The sequence below is a fragment of the Sphingobium sp. Z007 genome (assembly GCF_900013425.1).
Classification (GTDB): domain Bacteria; phylum Pseudomonadota; class Alphaproteobacteria; order Sphingomonadales; family Sphingomonadaceae; genus Sphingobium.
The window spans coordinates 314,006-335,149 of the sequence record NZ_FBXK01000005.1; the positions used below are offsets into that span (position 1 = coordinate 314,006).

Consider the following 21,144-nt stretch of genomic DNA (forward strand, 5'->3'; position numbering starts at 1 on the left):
TGGCGGAAGGATGGGATTAGCGCTCGATCTGGCTGACGTCGCGCACGGCACCCTTGGCCGCGTTGGTGGTCATCGCGGCATAGGCGCGCAGGGCGGGCGACACTTCGCGTTTGCGGCCGAAGGGCTTCCACGCCTTGGCCCCGCGCGCTTCCATTTCGGCGCGGCGTTCGGCCAGCAGGGCGTCGTCCAGGTCGACCTTGATGACGCGGGCGGGGATATCGATGACGATCGGATCGCCGGTCTGGACGAGCGCGATCAGGCCGCCTTCGGCCGCTTCGGGCGACACATGGCCGATCGACAGGCCCGACGTGCCGCCGGAAAAGCGCCCGTCGGTGATGAGCGCACAGGCCTTGCCCAGTCCCTTCGACTTCAGATAGCTGGTGGGATAGAGCATTTCCTGCATGCCGGGACCGCCCTTTGGACCTTCATAGCGGATGACGACGACGTCCTTTTCCTTGACTTCGTTGCCCAAAATCCCTGCGACGGCGGCGTCCTGGCTCTCATAGACGCGGGCCTGGCCGTGGAAGACGAGGATGCTTTCGTCCACGCCCGCGGTCTTCACGATACAGCCTTCGGGCGCGAGATTGCCGAACAGGACAGCCAGCCCGCCATCCTTGGAAAAGGCATGTTCGGCTGAACGGATCACGCCATTCTCACGATCGGTGTCCAGCTCTTCCCAGCGCTCCGACTGGCTGAACGCGGTCTGGGTCGGCACGCCGCCGGGGGCCGCGCGATAGAAGTTGCGCACTTCCTCGCTATTGGTGCGGCCGATGTCCCAGCGCGCGAGCGCGGCGGCCATGGTCGGCGCATGGACGGTCGGCAGGCTGGAATCGATCAGGCCCGCGCGTTCCAGTTCGCCCAATATAGCCATGATGCCACCGGCGCGGTGGACATCCTCCATATGGACGTCGCTCTTGGCGGGCGCGACCTTGCACAGGCATGGCACCCGGCGCGACAGGCGGTCGATGTCCGCCATGGTGAAGTCGATCCCGCCTTCATAGGCGGCGGCGAGCAGGTGCAGCACCGTGTTGGACGAACCGCCCATGGCGATGTCCAGGCTCATGGCGTTTTCGAACGCGGCGAAATTGGCGATGTTGCGCGGCAGGACGCTCTCGTCATCCTGCTCATAATAGCGCTTGGTGATGTCGACGATGACATGCCCCGCCTCGCGGAACAGGCGTTCGCGGTCGGCATGGGTGGCCAGCGTCGATCCATTGCCCGGCAGCGACAGGCCCAAAGCCTCGGTCAGGCAGTTCATCGAATTGGCGGTGAACATGCCCGAACACGACCCGCAAGTGGGGCAGGCGGAGCGCTCGATCGTCTGCACTTCCTCGTCGGTATAGCTGTCGTCGGCGGCGACCACCATGGCGTCGACCAGGTCGAGCGCGACCTTCTTACCGCGCACGGTCGCCTTGCCCGCTTCCATCGGCCCGCCCGACACGAAGACGACGGGGATGTTGAGGCGCATGGCGGCCATCAACATGCCCGGCGTGATCTTGTCGCAATTGGAGATGCACACGATCGCATCAGCGCAATGGGCGTTGACCATATATTCGACGCTGTCGGCGATCAGATCGCGGCTGGGCAGCGAATAGAGCATCCCGCCATGGCCCATGGCGATGCCGTCATCGACCGCGATGGTGTTGAATTCCTTGGCGACGCCGCCCGCCGCCTCGATCTCCCGCGCCACGAGCTGGCCCAAGTCTTTCAGGTGGACATGGCCCGGCACGAACTGGGTGAAGCTGTTGGCGATCGCGATGATCGGCTTGCCGAAATCGGAGTCCGTCATGCCCGTCGCGCGCCACAGTCCGCGCGCACCCGCCATGTTGCGGCCGTGGGTGGTGGTGCGAGAGCGGTAGGCGGGCATTGCAACGGTCCTTCGACTAGGTTTGCCGCCGCTCTACAGCGATGGGACGATGGTGTGAAACATATTCTTCCGCTTTCGCAGGGGCCGCAGCGATGCATCGCGATGCGCGGTGTGAGACAGCGACTGCGACAATTGCACGCGCTTTTCACATTGATGCCTGCACAGAACATATCGTCGCGATAAGTGCATCATAATCATCAATAGGCAGGTTCGATGCGTCCCGCGATGGGACCGGCGATGGTCCGCCTGCAACGTCGGGCTGGCATTGGCGGATATCATGGTTAAGAAAGCCTTTATGTCCGTGTTTCGGCTCTCTTTTCCATTGCGCGCCTGCGCCCTGGCCGGGGTGCTGGCGTGCGCGCCAATCGCCGTGCCGATTGTTGCGCAGGTGCAGGACGGCCCGGAACGATTGGCGCCGGGCGGCTATCGCTGGCTGGGGCAGGGGCCATGGGATGGGCCCATCTATATGGTCATCAGCATCGAAAAGCAGATGATCCATGTCTATAGCGGCGACCAGCTGATCGGGCTGGCGAGCGTATCGACGGGCATGAAGGGGCATCGCACCCCGACCGGCGATTATCCGATCCTACAGAAGCGGCAATGGCACCGCTCCAACCTCTACAGCAATGCGCCCATGCCCTATATGCAGCGGCTCACCTGGGACGGGATCGCGCTCCATGCCGGGCATAATCCGGGCTATCCCGCCAGCCATGGCTGTATCCGTCTGCCCTATGCCTTCGCCCGCGACCTGTTCGCGCTGACGAAGATGGGGACATTGGTGGAGGTAACGCAGGCGCGGCTGACTGCGGCGCTGCAATATGACGCACTGGTGCTGGGCGATCCGGGGAGCAAGGTGGTGATGTTCGGGGAGGCGCGGAGCGAGCGGATGGCGTTGCCGCCGGCGCGTGAAGGCGGGGATGGGGTGCCGAGGCTGGAAATCGACCCTGCGATTTTCGGGGGTTGGGATCGTCGGTAGCGCGCGCTCTTTCTCTTATCGATGATCCGACGAACGGGGTGCCGGCTTTTGGCGTGGTATAAATTGGCCGGAATGTCTTGGAGCGACCAGAAGCGGACGCTCAGCAGGCGGGTTGCATGATCGACAAGCGGATGCCCCGTTACCGTCACCCCAGCGAAGGCTGGGGTCTCGTGCGGAGGTGCGGGGCGGTTCCTGAAATCGAAGGTCGCACCGGCGAAGTAACGCCGCTGGGGTCTCGTGCGGAGGTGCGGGGCGGTTCGGCTGGGCACTTACTCAACCGCATTGCATCGTCGCCTCAGACCCCAGCCTTCGCTGGGGTGACGGGATTTTTATGTCGCCTTTCACATGAAGTCTCGCGCAAAGCTGACCTTTGCCTAACCACCCATGTCGCCTCTCCCGCCAAGACAAGATAGGGGTGGCTCTTTCCACCTATCGGCAATAGCCCTCCTGCCCGGCGATCACGATCAGGCAGTCCTGCTTGCCCGCCAGATATTTGAACCCCGTCTCGTCGCCATTGCCAGGCCGGATCGCCAGATCCTTGCCGTCGCGCACGAAACGGATCGTTGTGCCCTCGGCGACGCCGCTATAATCGCCCTGCCGGTCGAGCGTATCCTTGTTGGTCAGCGCATAATGGCCGGGCTTCCCGTCCGGCGAAGGCTGGATTTCGAGGAACAGCCCCTCCGGCCCGGTCCAGCGCCCGACCCAATCATCGGTCGGCAACCGCGCATCGGCCGCCTGGGCGTTCGCCGGCACCGCGTCCATGTCCTCGATCGTCTCGACCGCGGCGACGTTGGCGCCACTGGCCATATTGTTCGCGACCGCCACATTGTCGTCGCTCTTGGCGCAGCCCGCCAGCATCAGGGGCAGTAGCAGCAAGGGTGAAAGGGCGCGCATCATTCGTCAGTCTCCTTCATGTCGCAACGAGAACCCACCGGCCCGCCGGTTCGATCCCTCGCTTGAGACGCCATCTTGCCAGCCGTACCGTCAGAGCGCAAAGGATGAAGCGGGGGGACTGGACGTGAAAGACGAGCGGGACAAGACCATGGGCAAGGCGCAACCCAGGGCGCGATTTGTCCGGGAAACGGCGGATGTACGGCGTCAGGCTCTGATCGAAGCGACGGCCCGTTGCCTCGCCGGAAAGGGCGCAGGCGGCACGTCGGTCCGCGCGATCTGCGCCTATGCCGGCGTATCGTCGGGGCTGCTGACCCATTATTTCGACGGCGTCGACGCGTTGATTCTGGCCACCTATGCCGAAGTCGGCGGAAAAGTGTCCGCCGCGCTCGATGCCGCGGTGGAGGCCGCAGGCGACGATCCGCGCGACCGGCTGCGCGCCTGCCTCCAGGCCAATTTCCTGCCGCCGGTGCTCGATCCCGACCTGCTCGCCACCTGGATCGCTTTTTGGAGCCTGGTTAAATCCGACACCCAGATCGCCGCGGTCCACGCCGAAGTCTATGGCGGCGCGCGGGCGCAACTGGAAACGCTGCTGCGCGCCGCCGCTCCTGCGATGAGCGACGCGCGCATACGCGTCGCCGCGATCAGCCTGACCGCTCTGGTCGATGGTCTCTGGCTCGAACTCTGCCTCGACCGATCGACCTTCTCGCCACAAGAGGCGCAGGCGATGGTGGAGGAAGCAATGATGCAGCTGTTGGCCGGCGCATGAATACGGACAAAGCGATCGATCAATCCGACGGGCTGTGATCGCTTTTCTCACTCACGTCATCTCAGAAAACCAATTTCCCTTGGCCATACCGCATCCCTACATGGGTGTTCGCAACTGCAACAATCATTTTGAGGATTCGAACAGCTCATGGCTCTCATCAACACCACCATCAAGCCGTTCTCCGCGACTGCCTATAAGGAAGGCAAGTTCGTCGACGTGACCGACGCTGACGTGAAGGGCAAGTGGGCGGTCTTCTTCTTCTATCCGGCCGACTTCACCTTCGTCTGCCCGACCGAACTGGAAGACCTGGCGGACATCTATCCGACCCTGCAGACGATGGGCGTGGAAGTCTATTCGGTGTCCACCGATACGCATTTCAGCCACAAGGCCTGGCATGACACGTCGCCTGCGATCGGCAAGATCAACTATTATATGCTGGGTGACCAGTCGGGCACGATCACCAACAATTTCGACGTGATGCGTCCGGGCGTGGGCCTGGCCGACCGCGCGACCTTCCTTGTCGATCCCGAAGGCGTGATCCAGTTCATGGAAATCACCTCGGAAGGCGTCGGCCGCAATGCGACCGAACTGCTGCGCAAGGTCAAGGCCGCGCAATATGTCGCCGCGCATCCCGGTGAAGTCTGCCCCGCCAAGTGGGAAGAAGGCGAAGCCACGCTGGCCCCGTCGCTCGACCTGGTCGGCAAGATCTAAATAACCGGTCCCCTAGCGGGTCGCACAGTGGCCCGGAGTGGAACCTCTCCTCCGCTCCGGGCCATATTTGTATCTACAGTTTTCGATTCAGTCGCGGTTTCCGCCGGAAACCGCTTTGAGGAGTTTTCCCCATGCTCGACGCAACCCTGACGCAACAGCTCAAGGCCTATCTGGTCAACATCCGCGAGCCGATCGAACTGGTCGCCTCGCTGGGCGACGACGCCAAATCGAAGGAACTGGGCGACCTGCTCAATGAAATCGCCGCCCTTTCGGACAAGGTGTCCGTGGTTGAGGGCGCAGACAAGCGCGTCCCCAGCTTCATGATCCGCCGCGTGGGCACCGACATCGGCGTGCGTTTCGCCGGCCTGCCCATGGGCCATGAATTCACCTCGCTGGTGCTCGCCTTGCTGCAAGTCGGCGGCCATCCGTCGAAGGCGGCGCAGGACCTGATCCAGCAGGTTAAGGATATCGACGGCGACTTCGCCTTCGAAACCTATTTCTCGCTCTCCTGCCAGAATTGCCCCGACGTGGTGCAGGCGCTCAACCTGATGAGCGTCCTCAACCCCCGGATCAGCCATGTCGCCATCGACGGCGCGCTGTTCAAGGAGGAGGTGGACAGCCGCAAGGTGATGGCCGTCCCCACCATCTTCCTGAACGGCGAACCCTTCGGTTCGGGCCGCATGGAACTGGAGCAGATCGTCGCGAAGATTGACAGTGGCGCAGCCATCCGCGCGGCCGAGAAGATCAAAGCGCAAGACCCGTTCGAAGTGCTGATCGTCGGCGGCGGCCCCGCCGGCGCGGCGGCCGCCATCTATGCGGCGCGCAAGGGCATCCGCACTGGCGTCGCGGCCGAACGCTTCGGCGGCCAAGTGCTCGACACCATGGATATCGAGAATTTCATCTCGGTATCGCGCACCGAAGGGCCAAAGCTCGCGTCGGCGCTGGAAGCCCATGTAAAGGATTATGATGTCGAGATCATGAACCTGCAAAAGGCGGCGAAGCTGATCCCGGCCAAGACCGAGGGTGGCTATCATGAAGTCGTGCTGGAAAACGGCGCATCGCTCAAGGGGCGCACCGTCATCCTCTCCACCGGCGCCCGCTGGCGGCAGATGGGCGTGCCCGGCGAGGACGAATATCGCAACAAGGGCGTGGCCTATTGCCCGCATTGCGATGGTCCGCTCTACAAGGGCAAGCGCGTGGCGGTGATCGGCGGCGGCAATAGCGGCGTTGAAGCGGCCATCGACCTGGCCGGCATCGTCGCCCATGTGACGCTGATCGAATATGACAGCCAGCTGCGCGCCGACGCGGTGTTGCAGCGCAAGCTTGCCAGCCTGCCCAACGTCAAGATCATCACCTCGGCGCTCACGACCAAGGTGAACGGCAATGGCGAACGGGTGACGGGCCTGTCCTACAAGGACCGCAATAGCGGTATCGAGCATGATGTCGAACTGGAGGGCATCTTCGTCCAGATCGGCCTGGTGCCCAACACCGAATGGTTGAAGGACGCGATCGCCCTGTCGCCGCGCGGCGAGATCGAGATCGACGCGCGCGGCGAAACCAGCCAACCGGGCATCTTCGCGGCGGGCGACTGCACCACGGTTCCCTACAAGCAGATCGTGATCGCGATGGGCGCGGGATCGACGGCGGGCTTGTCCGCCTTCGACTATCTCATTCGCCTGCCCGCGGCGGAGGAAGCGGCGCAGGCCGCATGACCCGATAACCCTGAGCGGGGTTTTACGCCAAAGGCCGATCCGGCGACGGGTCGGCCTTTTTGTGTAACCGTGGCGCCGTCTCTGGCAACATCACCAACACCGGCAGCACGCACAGCGCCACCAGCGCGATCATCGCGCCCGGCGCAGGCGCCCAGCCGCTACGTTCGATCAGCCAGTGCGCCAGCCACGGCGTCAATCCGCCGAACAGGGCCGTCGCGCTGGTCGCGCCGAAGGCGAGACCGCTCAAGCGCCCTTCGCCGGGAAACTGCTCGGCCGTGGCGACTGCGCCGACCGCGCTCACCGCCCCGCCCAGGCAAGCCAGCACCACCGCGCCCGCCAGCGCTACGCCAAACCCGCCCTGCATCAGCAGGAACATCGCCATTGGCAACACCATCCCCGCCAGCGCCAGCGCCACCAGCACCGGCCGCCGCCCGACCCGGTCGGTCAGCCCTCCCACCAGCGGCGTGACCAATATCACCGCCAACGCGGCGAGCGTGGATAGCCACAGCGCGTCCGCCTCTCCCGTCGTCCCCATGGCCGACAGGAAACTGGGCACATAGGTAATGCCGACATAATAGGTGATCGATCCCAGCGCCGAAATCGCAAAGCCCCGGCCGATCGCCGCCTTGTGATGGCGCAGGCTGTGGGCGAGCGGATTGCTCGGCGTGGTCGATTGCGCCTGCTGCCGCAGGAAATCGGGCGATTCCGCCATCGTGGACCGCGCCAGCAGGATCACGCCCGCCAGCGCCGCCCCCACCAGAAAAGGAATGCGCCAGCCCCAGTCGGTCAGGCTCTGCGCATCCAGCGACGCGACCGTGATCGCAGACACCCCCGCCGCCAGCAGCGCGCCGACCTCGCTCGCCGCAGACGCCAGCGACGTCACGAACCCGCGCCGCTCGGCCCGCGCCCCTTCAAGAAGATAGGCGACGACGCCGGTATATTCTCCGCCCACGGAGAAGGCCATGACGCAGCGCAACCCGATCATCAGCCACCCCGCCAGCGGTCCCACCTGCGCATGCGTCGGCAGCATCGCGGTCGCCAGCATCGCCGCGGTCATCATCCCCATCGACAGCAGCATCGTTACTCGCCGCCCATAGCGATCCCCGATATGGCCGAAGACCACCGCGCCGACGGGCCGCATCAAATAGGCGAGCGCAAAGCCCGCCAACGCATCCCCCAATCCCACCGCTCCCCCACCGAAAAAGGTCCGCGACAGTACCGTGGCGAAATAGAGATAGAGGGTGAAATCATACCATTCGACGATGGTGGACAGCGCCGCGACCACCAACGATCGGGTCGGCAGCGGCCGGGTGGATATGGGATTGGCCAAAAGATCTGCCTGCATCGATGCGCCTTCCCTGCTGCCGAGCGATTATAGCTGCCCCGATCCTTGACCCGTGAAAAGGGGGATGTGCGAATAGGGATTATGGGCGGTGAACGCATGGCGTGATAATCCGTCCCCTTGGCCAAGTCTGAAAAGGCAACGAAGGGTGGATTGCGGACCGTCTGCTTTCCCCACCGTCATGCCAGCGGAGGCTGACATCCTTCTTTTCTGTCAAACGCTTCGTTCAAGAAGCGAGATCCCAGCCTTCTCTGGATGACAACGATCGGTAGCGGCTTCTGCCCGTGGCGGCCATCCCACCCATCACTCGCCCAACCCCTCCAGCGCCGAAAAACGCTGCGACCAGAGCGCGCCATGCACGGCCATCCACCCGATCACCGGCGCCAGTCCCTTCACCCGCGCGGCGTACCAGGTTTCGCGCCCTGTCCGGCGAGCGGTCACGAGGCCGGCCCGTTTGAGCTTGGCCATGTGGCGCGACACCATCGGTTGCGATACGCCCGATTGCTGGGTCAGCGCCTGCACATTCTGTTCACCATCGCGCACCAGCGCTTCGAGCAGGGCGCGGCGGGTGCCGTCGGACAGCGCCTTGAACAGGGCATCGGTGGCGGCGTTGCGCTCTGCGCTTCGTGAATCAATCGTCATGGGTAATCCATAATCATCAGGTTATGAATGGGTCAAGTTTTTGAACGCATAACTACTCTGACCCGGCGTTAACCAAAAAAAGTTCGGCGGGGCGGGGTATAGAGTCTTTTGCGTCACACCGCCCGATATGGAGTCTGCGGCGAGTCCCGCGACTCTATATCTTGTGGGTCACCCTTCGTTCCCGGTCGCGTTAACCATTTCCTGAGCGCCCTGCGATAAGCTGCTGATCTTGACGGCGGACTCCCGAGGACTCATCGCTGGGCATCAGAACGATTTCGGGGGCTTTTGCATATGGGTGTGATGGAGCGCGTCGCGGCGCCGCGGCGGAAGAAAGCGGCACGGCCGGTCGTGGTCGAGGCGGCTAACATCGCCACCGACACCCTGCTGCGCGGCGATTGCATTGCGGAAATGGCCAAGCTGCCCGACAATTGCATCGATATGATCTTCGCCGATCCGCCCTATAATCTGCAATTGGGCGGCGACCTGTTCCGACCCGAAGGCGGGCGCGTGGATGCGGTCGACAATGACTGGGACAAGTTCGACACGCTGGGCAGCTATGACCGCTTCACCAAGGCCTGGCTGCGCGAGGCGCGCCGCATCTTGAAGCCCAACGGATCGATCTGGGTGATCGGCAGCTATCATAATATCTTCCGCGTCGGCACGGCGCTCCAGGACGAAGGCTTCTGGATTCTCAACGATATCATCTGGCGCAAGTCCAATCCGATGCCCAATTTCAAGGGCACGCGCTTCACCAATGCGCATGAGACTTTGATCTGGGCGAGCCAGGGCGAAGACGCCAAATACACGTTCAACTACAAGGCGATGAAGACGCTGAACGACGAACTGCAAATGCGCTCCGACTGGGTGCTGCCGATCTGCGGCGGGCAGGAGCGGCTGAAGCGCAACGGGACCAAGGCGCATCCGACGCAAAAGCCAGAGGCGCTGCTGTATCGCGTGATGCTGGCCTGCACCAAGCCGGGCGACGTGGTGCTCGATCCCTTTTTCGGCACCGGCACGACCGGTGCGGTCGCCAAGCGGCTGGGCCGCAAATGGATCGGCATCGAGCGTGAGGATGATTATATCGAGGTTGCACTGGAGCGGATCGAGGCGGCATTGCCGCTGGACGAAAGCGCGCTGACCATCATGCAGACCGCGCGTCAGCAGCCCAAGGTGGCGTTCGGCACGCTGGTCGAGACGGGTTATCTGACGCCCGGCGTGCTATTGCGCGATGCCAAGCGCCGCTGGCAGGCGGAGGTGCGGGCGGACGGATCGCTGCTGGTGGGGACGGACACCGGGTCGATCCACAAGATGGGCGCGACGTTGCAAAATGCGCCGAGCTGCAATGGCTGGACCTTCTGGCATGTCGAGATGGAGGGCAAGTTGCAGCCGATCGACACGCTGCGGCAGACCTATTTGCTGGCGAACGAGCCTTGAAACCCACCGCCCAATTCCGTTCGGGCTGAGCCTGTCGAAGCCCTTTTCTTTTCTGCAAGAAGGAACAGCCCCCGTCGGCGAAGCTCAGCATAGCCCTTCGACAGGCTCAGGGCGAACGGAGTTGATATGTCATTGCCCACCATCCCCCCCCACGCCCGCCTCTACCTGAAACCCACCTGGTTCGTGCCGACGCCGATCGGCTTGCCGGACGGATCGGCGGCGCGGATGGGCAATGGGTTGATCTGGTTCCAAGGCTATGAATTGAGCGCCCTCGACGGCGCGCGGCGGATTGCGCGGGCCGTGGTGCCGGTGGCCGGGTTCGATGCTGCGATCGCCCGATTGCCTGATGCGCTGGCGGCGCGGGCGCAGCAGCTGGCGGCGCATATCTCGATCCAGCGCGCGCCGCTGGCACTGGGCGATCGCACCATCCGCTTCGACGCTCCGCAGGTGATGGCGATATTGAATGTCACGCCCGACAGCTTCTCCGACGGCGGCAAGCATGTCGGCGATCCGCAGGCGGCGGCCGACGCGGGTTTCGCGATGGCGGCGGCGGGGGCTGCGCTGATCGACGTGGGCGGCGAATCGACCCGGCCGCGCGCTGCCAAAGTGTGGGAAGGCGACGAGATCGCCCGCATCGCTCCGGTGATCGAGCGGCTGGCGGCGGCAGGCGTGCCGGTATCGGTCGACACGCGCAAGGCGGCGGTGATGGAGGCGGCGCTGGCGGCGGGCGCCGCAATCGTCAACGATGTCAGCGCTCTGGCGCATGACCCGCGCAGCCTGGAGGTGGTGGCGCGCGCGGGTTGCCCGGTGATCCTGATGCACGCGCCATCGGCAGGCGATGACCCGCATGACAATCCGGCGGGCTATGGCGATGTGGTCGCCGACGTGTTCGACCATCTGGAGGCGCGGATCGCGGCCTGCGAGGCCGCGGGGATCGCGCGCGACCGGATCATGGTCGATCCGGGACTGGGCTTCGGCAAGAGCCTGGCCGACAATCTGGCGCTGGTGAATGGCCTGGCGACCTTCCAGGCGCTCGGCGTGCCGCTGCTGTTTGCGGGAAGCCGCAAGCGGCTGATCGGCGCACTGTCGAACGAAGCGCCCGCGGCCGATCGGCTGGGCGGATCGGTCGCGCTCGCCTTCCGCGCGGCGCAACTGGGCGCGCAGATGGTGCGGGTGCATGATGTCCGCGAAAGCGTGCAGGCGCTGCACCTGTGGCGCGGGCTGGCGGATGCGGGGCTGAGCGCGGTTTAGCTAGAGGCCCATGACTTCACGTTGACTTTGCTCGTCATTGCTTCGCTCCGCTCGCAATGACGATTGGACAGAAGCGGCGCAGAATCAGTCCGCGTTAGCTGCCGGCGCGGGGACGGCCGCAGGCGCAGCCGTCGTCCCGCTCTTAGCCGCGAAGCTGCGCAGGCTGGCAAGGGTCTGTTCGGCGATACCCTGATATTGTTCGCTCAGCATTTCGGGATAGACGAAGGTTGCGGTCACGATCGCGCCGTCGGGCTGTTTGAGCAGCCGGATGGCGACATTATTGCCTTCGCCGTCATTGGCTGTGCCGCGATATTCATTCTCGCCGACGAAATCGCCGTCCACGCCTTCGGCGCTGTCGTTGACCGATTCCACGATTTGCTGGAGCGTCTGGTCATTGTCATTCTTCTGCCAGAAGACGCGCACGTCCGCCCCCGCGCCAGGGTCCTGATAGACCGCGCCGTCGGCGGTGCTGGCCGCCTTGTCCATGGTCCAGCCTTCGGGGAAGGTGATGGAAAAGCCGCGCGCCTGGTTCACATAATTGCGGCTGTCCGTGTCCTCCGCCGCGGCATTGGCGAGCGCGGTGGCCGCCGCGGCGTTGGCGGCGGCGGCAAGCTCCTCCTGGGTCGGCATGTCGGCGACCGGTTCGGACCGGCCGCAGGCGGCGAGCAGGAGCAGGGGAAGGCAAGGAAGAAGAGCGGCATGTTTCATGGGACGACCCAAAGCATAGGCGCGCGGATAATTCAACGGCGCAGGCCCAGCATCTCGATCATCCGGTTATCGTGGCGGTTCAAGCCGCGCTGTCGATGCCCAGTTCGGCCAGCTTGCGGTAGAGGGTCGATCGACCGATGCCGAGCCGCCGGGCGACCTCCGTCATGCGCCCGCGATAATGGCCGATGGCGAGGCGGATGACGTCGGCCTCGATCTCCGCCAGTTGCCGCACATGGCCGTCGCCTTCGAACAGGGTGATGCCTGCGCCGTCCCGATGCGGCTGGCTGGCGGCGCGCGGGCGCAGCGACAATATGCTGGCCCCGGCCTGAATCTGCGACGCGATCTGCGGGAAGTCCTGTGGCGTCAGGGCGTCGCCCTCGCACAGCACGGCGGCGCGGAAGAGGGCATTTTGAAGCTGGCGGACATTGCCCGGCCAGCCATGTTGCATCAGCAGCGCCAGCGCATCGTCGGTGACGCCCAGGCCGCGCAAGCCCGGCTGGGTGGCGATGCGGGCGAGCAGGTGGCGGCAGAGCGCGGGAATATCACCCATGCGCTCGCGCAAGGGGGGGACGGTCAACTGGACGACGTTGAGGCGGTAATAGAGATCCTCGCGGAAATTACCGGCCTCCACCTCTTCGATCAGTCGCTTGTTGGTGGCGGCGATGACGCGGACATCGACATGGACCGGGCGGCGCGCGCCGATCGGCTGGACTTCGCCGTCCTGTAGCACGCGCAACAGTTTGACCTGCGCGTCGAGCGGCATTTCGCTGACTTCATCGAGGAAGAGCGTGCCCATGTCAGCGCTGGCGAATTTGCCGACATGACGGTCGAACGCGCCGGTGAAGGCGCCGCGTTCATGGCCGAACAGTTCGGATTCGACCAGATTGGTGGGAATGGCGCCGCAATTGACCGTGACCATCGCCTGTTTGTGCCGGGGGGAGGCGGCGTGGATGGCTCTTGCGATGACATCCTTGCCGACGCCGCTTTCGCCCTCGATCAGCACCGGCACGCGGGCGCGGGCCGCCTTGGCGGCGATGGCCAGCGCAGCGCGGAATTGCGGGGCGGAACCGACCACATCCTCGAAGGAGAGGGGCGCGGTAATCTTTTCGGTGAGGGGGCGGAGTTCACCCGCGGCCGCGCCTTCGGCCAGCGTGGCGTTCAACGCGGCCAGCAGCCGTTCTGGCGCGATCGGCTTGGACAGATAATCGGTGGCGCCCGCGCGCATCGCTTCAACCGCGATGGCGACATTGTTATGCGCGGTCAGGATCAGGATCGGCAAGGCCGGCCGGCGGCTGCGAATCTCGCGGATCAGGCCGGACGGTTCATAGTCCGGGCTCCATTGGTCGAGGATGATGGCGTCAAGCTGCATCCCGTCCTGCGTGCCCAGCGTCGCAATGGCGGTTTCGCCGTCGGCGGCGAAGATGGTGCGCCATCCCGCACGCGCCCCCAGCGCCGATACCAGACGTCGCTGCGCCGGTTCGTCGTCGATCAGCATCAGCATCGGTACGCCGTCGCGCGCCATCAAAACCCCTCATATGCAACCCGAAGGCCATGGTAAGCGCAGGGGGTAAAGGCGGGCTTAACCGCGACGAATTTTCTTCAAGGCGGCGGGTTGAGGGCGGGCAGGCTTGACGATAAGAGGTGGGCGACAATCGCTTGAGACAAGGGGACAGGATATGGCGTCGGACAGCAATATGAAGGCTGCTAACCAGACTTATGGAAGTTTCGTCGGCTTCGTCAAATGGGGCACGATCGTCAGCGTCGCGGTCGCCGCGCTGGTGGTGCTGCTGATCGCCTGAGCCGCTTGCCGCAGGACGTGACGCAAAGCGCGCGCGCATGACGGGCGCGCTGGCGTTGTTGCCTCTGTTCCTGCTGGGCTGCGCTGGCGGCTATGTGATCGCCCGGCCGCGGGCTGACTCCAAACGGTCGGCTTGGCAGTCCGGTGTTGGCGGCGCGGCCGCCATCCTGCTCGTCGGCGCGCTGATCGCCGCGGCCGAGGCGGGCAGCGCGACGGCGCGCTACATCGCCCTGATCGCTCTATTATGCGCCAGCGCCGCGAGCGTCCTGCTTTTGGGCGTGCCGGAACGCCACGTGTCGCCGGATGGTGACAGCGATGACGGGTTGGACGCATGATCCCCCCTGTCGGCGCGGCTTGGCTGGGCGCGCAACTGGACGGCATCGATCCGTCACCGGTGGTGGCGGGTGCCTATCTCCTCTCCGCCCTATTGCTGTTCCTGGGATTGTGGCTGCGCAGCGGCCGCCACGGCAATCGCTGGGCGATGGCGGGCATCGCGACCGGGGCGGCGACGGCAGTCTATAGCCATGATGTCGTCAACCTGCCGGAAATGGTCAGCGCGGTCGTGATCGGCGGCAGCATCGGGCTTCTGCTGGCGCGGCGCAGCGCGGTGGCGGCCCTGCCCTGGCTGATGGTCGCGGGGCATGGCCTGCTGGGGGTGGCGGCGATGGCCATGGCGGCGACCTTGTGGCGCAATCCTAGCGCCTTCGGCCTGACCGCCGATGATAGCGCGCTGCTGGCGGTCGGCTTTGGTTTGGGCGCGACGACGCTGGCGGGCGCGCTTGCCCTGGGGTTCGGGCGATGGCTCGGCGCGCTACCTTTACTAAGCAGCGGCGCGGGTTGGACGGCGGCGGCGCTGGGCTTTGCGATCGGGAACAGCGTGATGGTGATGGCGGGCGGCATGGCGGGCGTCGCGGGGCTACGCTTTGCCTGGCGCGCGAGCAGGATTGCATCAAGAGCCTTGCCCCCCGGGGCGGGCTTACCCTAACCCTAGGCACAAATCATTCCCGCAGCGGAGACCTATATGCACAAACTCGGCCTGATCGGCGGTCTTAGCTGGACCTCCACCGCGCGCTATTATGCGATCATCAACCAGTCGGTCCACCGCGCGCTGGGCGGCCAGCATAGCGCGCCGCTGCTGATCGAAAGCCTCGATTTTGCAGAAGTCGCGCGGTGCGCCACGGAAAATGACTGGGACTGCGCGTCGGCCCAGTTGATCGGCGCGGCGCAGCGGCTGGAGCAGGGCGGCGCGGGCGCGCTGCTGATCTGCGCCAATAGCATGCACCGCGTTTACGACCGGGTGCAGGCCGCGGTCGGCATCCCCATCCTGCATATCGCCGACATTGTGGGCAAGACGATGAAGGCGGACGGCGTCGAAAGAGCCGCGCTGATCGGCACGCGCAATGTGATGACAGAAAAATTCTATCGCCAGCGCCTGGTCGGCCACGGCATATCGCTGCTGCCGGCCGATATGGAACTGGCCGAGCGGATCGATCGCATCGTCTATGACGAGCTGACCGTGGGGAAGGTCAGCAAAGAGTCCGAACGCTATATGAAGTCGGAACTGACCGACATCGCGAAGGAGGATGTGCAAGCGGTGGTGCTGGCCTGCACCGAGCTGGAGCTGATCGTGGACGTGAAGGCCAATGTCCTGCCGATTTACGATTGTACCAGCATTCACGCTAAGGCGGGGGTGGAGTTTATCCTGGCGTGAGTGTTTCCCATAACTGCCGTGCTCCCGCGGAGGCGGGAGTCCAGTCCTAAGCTAGCTGATGAACGCAAGCGCTGGACTGGGTTCCCGCCTGCGCGGGAACACCGTAATCTATTTACCCACCCGGCTCCGCCAGCGCGATATCCATGTCGGCCAGCGCCAACCGCAGCAGCTCCGCCATCGTCGCGCGGGCGGCCGCCGTGTCGCGGGCGGCGATCGCCTGGAACACGGCGCGATGGTCGGGCAGGGGGTCGCGGGGCAGCAATTTCTTGCGATGTTTGAAGGTTGTGGTCCAGCTGACCGCCGCCCCAACCGAACTGGCCAGCGCCTCCAGCGCGTCATTATGCGTCGCGGCCAGAATGGCGTGGTGGAACCGCTGGTCCGCCGCGCGCCCGTCGGGCGTCGACAGGCCAAAGCGCCCCATCTCCGCCAGCGCCGTTTCCATCGTCGCCAGCTGATCGTCGGTCCGGCGGCGGGCGGCGAATTCGGCCGCCGCCGGTTCGATCACGCCGCGCAGTTCGAACAGGTCGCGGATGAAGCTGGCGTCCGGTTCGCCTGCAAACATCCAGGCGAGCATTTCGGGGTCCAGCACGTTCCAGCGGCTGCGCGGCAGGACGCGGGTGCCGGCCTTTGGGCGGCTTTCCAGCATGCCCTTGGCGATCAGGATGCGCACCGCCTCGCGATAGGCGGTGCGGGAAACGCCCAGGCGCTCGGACGCCTCGATCTCGCCCTCGAACAATTCGCCTGGGCGGTGCTTGCCCGTAAGGATGGCGGTGCCAAGGTCGCGGGCGATCGTCTGATGGATGCGCAGCACGCTCTCCTCCGATCCGATCTTGCGCCCGCTACCCAAATCCCCGCTCCTATATGTCAGTCCTCAAATGCTGCCGTAGGGCAATGCCGTCCGCAAAGAAAGGCGTCCGCCACCAGGCGCAGCGGCGCGGTGTCGGCATCGATCACCTTGTCCGCCACCAGATCGACAAAGCGGCGATACATGGACGGATATTCCTCATCCAGGGCTTTCAGCTGCACTTCGCCGTCCAGGCGCAGCGTGTTGCCGCCTTCTGACAGCAGGAGGCTGCCGTTATTGGTCTCGACCGCAATGTCCCAGGTCTGCGGGCCGGTCTGGCGCCAGTCGAACACGGTGTCGATCGCCGCCCCCGACGCGGTCGCCATCTGAAGCGCCGCGCCGATCGGCGCCTGCTTGTTGGAGGGCACCTCCAGTTCGGCCGACAGGACGGTGATCGGTTCGGCGATGATCTCGGTGAGGATCGAGAGGGCATTGATGCCCGGATCGAACACGCCGAAGCCGCCCGCTTCCCAGATCCAGGGTTGGCCCGGATGCCAGTGACGCACATCCTCGCGCCACTGAATGTCGATCCGCTCCACCTTGCGCTCTGCGATCCAGGCTTTGGCCTGCGCCACGGCGGCGGCGTAGCGGCTGTGCCAGCTGGCGTAGAGCGTTACACCCTGCGCCTTGGCCAGCGCCGTCAGCGCCTCCACTTCGGACACGGTCGCGCCGGGCGGTTTTTCCAGGAACACATGCTTGCCCGCCAGCAACGCCTGCCGGGCCGCATGATAGCGAACCTGCGGCGGCTGGCACAGGATGACGGCGTCGAGGTCGCTCTCGCCCGCCAGCATCGCGCCGAGGTCGGGGTAGTTGTCCACCCCTTCCCCCTGCGCGTTGCGGCTGGCGACGGCGACCAGGTCGATGCCGTCGATCTTTGCAATGGCGGGCAGGTGCTGATCGCGCGCGATCTTGCCGAGCCCTACCAGACCTGCCCGAATCGTCATGCGGCGATTTCCAGCTTGCCTTCGTTGCGGCGGATGAGGCCCCAGGGATTGGCGTCCTGCAACGCGGCAGGCAACAGCGCGTCAGGTACGTCCTGATAGCAGACCGGGCGCAGGAAGCGCATCATCGCCAGTGTCCCGACCGAGGTCGAGCGGCCGTCCGAGGTGGACGGGAAGGGGCCGCCATGGACCATGGCATGCGTCACTTCGACGCCGGTGGGCCAGCCATTGGCGAGAACGCGGCCGACCTTGCGGGACAGCGTGGGCAACAGCTTGGCGGCATGGTCCGCATCGCTGGCTTCCATTTGGAGCGTCGCGGTGAGCTGGCCTTCCAGATCGGCGATGGTGGCGACCATATCTTCGATCGTCGCGCACTTCACCAGGATCGAGGATGCGCCGAACACTTCATGCGCCAGCGCCGGGTTGGCGCGGAACTGGTCGGACGCGGTGGCGAAGAAGGCCGACTGGCCGCGGTTGGCGCCTTCCGCTTCGGTGCCGCGGGCGATGGTGGTGACGCCATCGGCGCTGGCCAGCGCTTCGACGCCCTTTTCATAGGCGGCGTGGATGCCCGGCGTCAGCATGACCTGCGCCGTATTGGCTGACAGGGCGTTGGCGGCCGACGCGATGAAGGTGTCGAGATCGGGGCCGTCAAGTGCGATCACCAGGCCGGGGTTGGTGCAGAACTGGCCGGCGAACAGCGACATGGAGCCGACAAACGCTGTGCCCAAGGCTTCTGCACGAGCCGCGAGCGCGCCGGGCAGCAGGACGACCGGGTTGATGCTCGACATTTCCGAATAGACCGGGATCGGCTCGGCGCGCTTGGCCGCAATCTGCATCAGTGCAATGCCGCCGCCGCGCGATCCGGTGAAGCCTACCGCCTTGATGCGCGGATCGGCGACCAGCGCGCCGCCCAGATCATTGGTGGTGCCGGGCAGGTAGGAGAAGACGCCTTCGGGCAGGCCGCACGCCGCGACCGCCGCGATGATCGCGCGGGCGACCAGTTCGCCGGTGCCGGGATGGGCGGGATGGCCCTTCACCACGACCGGGCAACCGGCGGCGAAGGCCGACGCGGTGTCACCGCCCGCGACCGAGAAGGCGAGCGGGAAGTTGGACGCGCCGAACACGGCGACCGGGCCAATCGCCTGGTTGACGCGGCGCAGGTCGCTGCGGGGCAGGGGCGTCCGGTCGGGGAGCGCCTTGTCGATGGTGGCGTCGAGCCAGTCGCCCTGGCGGACATAGCTGGCGAACAGGCGCAACTGGCCGACGGTGCGGCCGCGTTCGCCCTCCAGACGACCACGGGGCAGGCCCGATTCGCTCATTGCGGTGGTGATGAGCAGATCGCCGATCGCCATGATCTGGTCGGCTGCGGTTTCCAGGAAGGTCGCGCGCGCGTCAGGGGTTAGGGTGGAGAAGGTTTCGAACGCGGCATCGGCCAGCGCAGTGGCGTCCGCGACGTCGGCGGTCGATGCGTTGGAAAAGGCCACGTCGCCCTTGGCGCCGGTGGTGGGATCGATGGCGTAGAAAGGCGCGCCGCCGGTGCGCTCGCTCGCGCCGATAAGGATGGATCCGTTGAACATGCTCGTTCTCCTGAAATGCAATAGGTTGGGCTGTTCCCCGGTACAGGCCGGGGTCCAGTTTTTACCGTGGGATCGGGCCGCAGCTTGTCGCTGCGGAACCGTCAGTGATTGTCGCGTGGCAGGCCCATGGTCTGGGCGATGCGCTGATATTTTTCCGCGCCTTCCAGGATCGCGCCGGTATTCAACTGGCCGACGACCGACCGCTGGATTTCCTGCCAGGGGGTCTGCGACGCGGGATATTGGAAGCCGCCCGCCGCCTCCAGCTTGGCCCGGCGTTCGGCCAGTTCCTCGTCGGAAATCAGGACGTTCACCGTGCCCGCTTTCAAATCCATGCGGACCCGGTCGCCGGTTTCCAGTAGCGCCAGGCCGCCCATTGCCGCCGCTTCGGGCGAGGCGTTGAGGATGGAAGGGCTTCCGCTCGTGCCGGACTGGCGACCATCGCCGATGCAGGGGAGGGCCGAAACGCCTTCGGTGATGAGATAGGAAGGCGGCCGCATGTTCACAACCTCGGCCGCGCCGGGATAGCCGATCGGGCCAGCCCCACGCATGAACAACAGCGTGTTGGCGGTGATGCCGGTCGCCGGATCGTCGATGCGGTGATGATAATCCTCCGGTCCGTCGAACACGACGGCCGGGCCTTCAAAGGCGTCGGGATCGTCCGGGTTGGACAGATAACGATCGCGGAACTCGGCGCTGATGACGCTGGTTTTCATGACGGCGGCGTCGAACAGATTGCCCGTCAGGACGAGGAAGCCCGCGTCCGTGACCAGCGGCTGGTCGAACGGGCGGATGACCTTTTCATCCTCAATCTCCACGCCCTTGCAATTTTCGCCCATGGTCTTGCCATTGACGGTCATTGCGCCTTCGCGGATCAGGCCCTGGTCGATCAACTGGCTGACGACGGCGGGGACGCCGCCGGCGCGATAATAATCCTCGCCCAGATATTCGCCGGCGGGCTGGAGGTTCACCATCAGCGGCACCTTGTGACCGACCGTCTCCCAATCCTTGAGCGGCAGTTCGACGCCCATATGGCGGGCGATGGCGGACAGATGGATCGGCGCATTGGTCGATCCGCCGATCGCCGAATTGACGACGATGGCGTTGTGGAAGGCGTCCAGCGTCAGAATGTCGGAGGGCTTGAGATCCTCGGCGACCATTTCGACGATGCGCTTGCCGGTCAGGTAAGCGACTTCCTGCCGATCGCGATAGGGGGCGGGAATCGCGGCGGAGCCGGGCAGCATCATGCCCAGCGCTTCGGCCAGCGAGTTCATGGTCGTCGCCGTGCCCATGGTGTTGCAATAGCCGGTCGAGGGCGCGGACGAGGCGACGAGCTTGATAAAGCCTTCGTCATCGATCTTGCCGGCGGCCAGCAACTGGCGGCCCTTCCACACGATCGTGCCCGACCCGGTACGCTCGCCCTTGAACCAGCCGTTCAGCATCGGGCCGACCGACAGGGCTATGGCGGGAATGTTGACGGTGGCGGCGGCCATCAGCAGCGCCGGCGTCGTCTTGTCGCAGCCAGTGGTCAGGATCACGCCGTCCAGCGGATAGCCATACATGGCCTCGACCAGGCCCAGATAGGCGAGGTTGCGGTCCAGGCCCGCAGTCGGCCGCTTGCCGGTTTCCTGAATCGGATGGACCGGAAATTCGAGCGCAATGCCGCCCATTTCGCGAATGCCTTCACGCATGCGTTCGGCCAGCACGATATGGTGGCGGTTGCATGGGCTGAGGTCGCTGCCGGTCTGGGCGATGCCGATGATCGGCTTGCCGCTGCGCAGTTCGTCCAGGCTCAGGCCGAAGTTCAGATAGCGCTCCAGATAGAGCGACGTCATATCGATATTGTCCGGGTTGTCGAACCAGGCGCGGCTGCGCAGCTTCGGAAAGGTCTTGGGCGAATCGCTCATCGGGGCATCCTGATTCAAGAAATGACTGACGCAAAAATGGGGCATGGCGCGTTGACGCGCTCCGCC

20 protein-coding genes are annotated in these 21,144 nt (G+C 65.0%); 10 read left to right on the forward strand and 10 right to left on the reverse strand.

Annotated features, from left to right (window positions below):
* Positions 1-16: 16 nt before the first annotated feature.
* Positions 17-1,867: a dihydroxy-acid dehydratase gene (ilvD, locus tag CEQ44_RS09450; RefSeq protein WP_088183118.1), complete on the reverse strand. Its 1,851-nt coding sequence runs from the start codon at positions 1,865-1,867 to the stop codon at positions 17-19.
* A gap of 295 nt (positions 1,868-2,162) precedes the next feature.
* Between ilvD and CEQ44_RS09460 the strand changes: the two genes are divergently transcribed.
* A complete protein-coding gene (locus tag CEQ44_RS09460; protein WP_088183135.1) occupies positions 2,163-2,843 on the forward strand; it encodes a L,D-transpeptidase family protein in 681 nt (226 codons plus the stop codon).
* 429 nt (positions 2,844-3,272) lie between these two features.
* Here the strand turns inward: CEQ44_RS09460 and CEQ44_RS09465 are convergent, their stop codons facing one another.
* Complete coding sequence (locus tag CEQ44_RS09465) at positions 3,273-3,740, reverse strand: hypothetical protein (RefSeq protein WP_088183116.1); 468 nt, start codon at positions 3,738-3,740, stop codon at positions 3,273-3,275.
* A gap of 145 nt (positions 3,741-3,885) precedes the next feature.
* On the opposite strand from CEQ44_RS09465, the gene CEQ44_RS09470 reads away from it, so the two are divergent.
* From CEQ44_RS09470 to ahpF, 3 genes are all read left to right on the forward strand, one after another.
* On the forward strand, positions 3,886-4,503 hold the full coding sequence (locus tag CEQ44_RS09470; RefSeq protein WP_088183134.1) for a TetR family transcriptional regulator C-terminal domain-containing protein: 618 nt from the start codon (positions 3,886-3,888) through the stop codon (positions 4,501-4,503).
* Positions 4,504-4,650: 147 nt separating this feature from the next.
* On the forward strand, positions 4,651-5,214 hold the full coding sequence (ahpC, locus tag CEQ44_RS09475) for an alkyl hydroperoxide reductase subunit C (RefSeq protein WP_088183115.1): 564 nt from the start codon (positions 4,651-4,653) through the stop codon (positions 5,212-5,214).
* Positions 5,215-5,345: 131 nt separating this feature from the next.
* A complete protein-coding gene (gene ahpF / locus CEQ44_RS09480; protein ID WP_088183114.1) occupies positions 5,346-6,926 on the forward strand; it encodes an alkyl hydroperoxide reductase subunit F in 1,581 nt (526 codons plus the stop codon).
* Between the two features lie 22 nt (positions 6,927-6,948).
* Here the strand turns inward: ahpF and CEQ44_RS09485 are convergent, their stop codons facing one another.
* Entirely contained in the window at positions 6,949-8,271 is a 1,323-nt protein-coding gene (locus tag CEQ44_RS09485) for an MFS transporter (protein ID WP_088183113.1), read from the reverse strand.
* Positions 8,272-8,571: 300 nt separating this feature from the next.
* The gene (locus CEQ44_RS09490; protein WP_088183112.1) at positions 8,572-8,910 is read right to left on the reverse strand and encodes a helix-turn-helix transcriptional regulator; all 339 of its coding nucleotides are present in this window, start codon (positions 8,908-8,910) and stop codon (positions 8,572-8,574) included.
* A 291-nt stretch (positions 8,911-9,201) separates the two neighbouring features.
* On the opposite strand from CEQ44_RS09490, the gene CEQ44_RS09495 reads away from it, so the two are divergent.
* Complete coding sequence (locus CEQ44_RS09495) at positions 9,202-10,344, forward strand: site-specific DNA-methyltransferase (protein ID WP_088183111.1); 1,143 nt, start codon at positions 9,202-9,204, stop codon at positions 10,342-10,344.
* A gap of 126 nt (positions 10,345-10,470) precedes the next feature.
* Entirely contained in the window at positions 10,471-11,595 is a 1,125-nt protein-coding gene (folP, locus tag CEQ44_RS09500; RefSeq protein ID WP_088183110.1) for a dihydropteroate synthase, read from the forward strand.
* 84 nt (positions 11,596-11,679) lie between these two features.
* On the opposite strand, the gene CEQ44_RS09505 is transcribed toward folP, so the two are convergent.
* Both CEQ44_RS09505 and CEQ44_RS09510 read right to left on the reverse strand, forming a co-directional pair.
* Entirely contained in the window at positions 11,680-12,303 is a 624-nt protein-coding gene (locus CEQ44_RS09505) for a hypothetical protein (protein WP_088183133.1), read from the reverse strand.
* A gap of 79 nt (positions 12,304-12,382) precedes the next feature.
* Positions 12,383-13,825, reverse strand: coding sequence for a sigma-54 dependent transcriptional regulator (locus CEQ44_RS09510; protein WP_088190087.1), 1,443 nt, complete (start codon positions 13,823-13,825; stop codon positions 12,383-12,385).
* Positions 13,826-13,979: 154 nt separating this feature from the next.
* Between CEQ44_RS09510 and CEQ44_RS09515 the strand changes: the two genes are divergently transcribed.
* The 4 genes from CEQ44_RS09515 to CEQ44_RS09530 are packed head-to-tail and all read left to right on the forward strand — an operon-like array spanning position 13,980 to position 15,812.
* A complete protein-coding gene (locus CEQ44_RS09515) occupies positions 13,980-14,102 on the forward strand; it encodes an aa3-type cytochrome c oxidase subunit IV (RefSeq protein WP_088183109.1) in 123 nt (40 codons plus the stop codon).
* Positions 14,103-14,139: 37 nt separating this feature from the next.
* Positions 14,140-14,436, forward strand: a complete 297-nt coding sequence (locus tag CEQ44_RS09520) for a hypothetical protein (protein WP_088183108.1) — start codon at positions 14,140-14,142, stop codon at positions 14,434-14,436.
* Positions 14,433-15,086, forward strand: a complete 654-nt coding sequence (locus tag CEQ44_RS09525) for an NAD(P)(+) transhydrogenase (Re/Si-specific) subunit beta (protein WP_088183107.1) — start codon at positions 14,433-14,435, stop codon at positions 15,084-15,086. The genes CEQ44_RS09520 and CEQ44_RS09525 overlap by 4 nt, the downstream gene beginning before the upstream one ends.
* A gap of 36 nt (positions 15,087-15,122) precedes the next feature.
* Entirely contained in the window at positions 15,123-15,812 is a 690-nt protein-coding gene (locus CEQ44_RS09530; protein ID WP_088183106.1) for an aspartate/glutamate racemase family protein, read from the forward strand.
* Between the two features lie 112 nt (positions 15,813-15,924).
* On the opposite strand, the gene CEQ44_RS09535 is transcribed toward CEQ44_RS09530, so the two are convergent.
* The 4 genes from CEQ44_RS09535 to CEQ44_RS09550 form a co-directional block, all read right to left on the reverse strand.
* A complete protein-coding gene (locus tag CEQ44_RS09535; protein WP_088183105.1) occupies positions 15,925-16,659 on the reverse strand; it encodes a FadR/GntR family transcriptional regulator in 735 nt (244 codons plus the stop codon).
* A 17-nt stretch (positions 16,660-16,676) separates the two neighbouring features.
* On the reverse strand, positions 16,677-17,600 hold the full coding sequence (locus tag CEQ44_RS09540) for a Gfo/Idh/MocA family protein (protein ID WP_088183104.1): 924 nt from the start codon (positions 17,598-17,600) through the stop codon (positions 16,677-16,679).
* Positions 17,597-19,174, reverse strand: a complete 1,578-nt coding sequence (locus CEQ44_RS09545) for an aldehyde dehydrogenase (NADP(+)) (RefSeq protein ID WP_088183103.1) — start codon at positions 19,172-19,174, stop codon at positions 17,597-17,599. The genes CEQ44_RS09540 and CEQ44_RS09545 overlap by 4 nt, the downstream gene beginning before the upstream one ends.
* 101 nt (positions 19,175-19,275) lie before the next feature.
* A complete protein-coding gene (locus CEQ44_RS09550; RefSeq protein WP_088183102.1) occupies positions 19,276-21,078 on the reverse strand; it encodes an IlvD/Edd family dehydratase in 1,803 nt (600 codons plus the stop codon).
* Positions 21,079-21,144 lie beyond the last annotated feature (66 nt).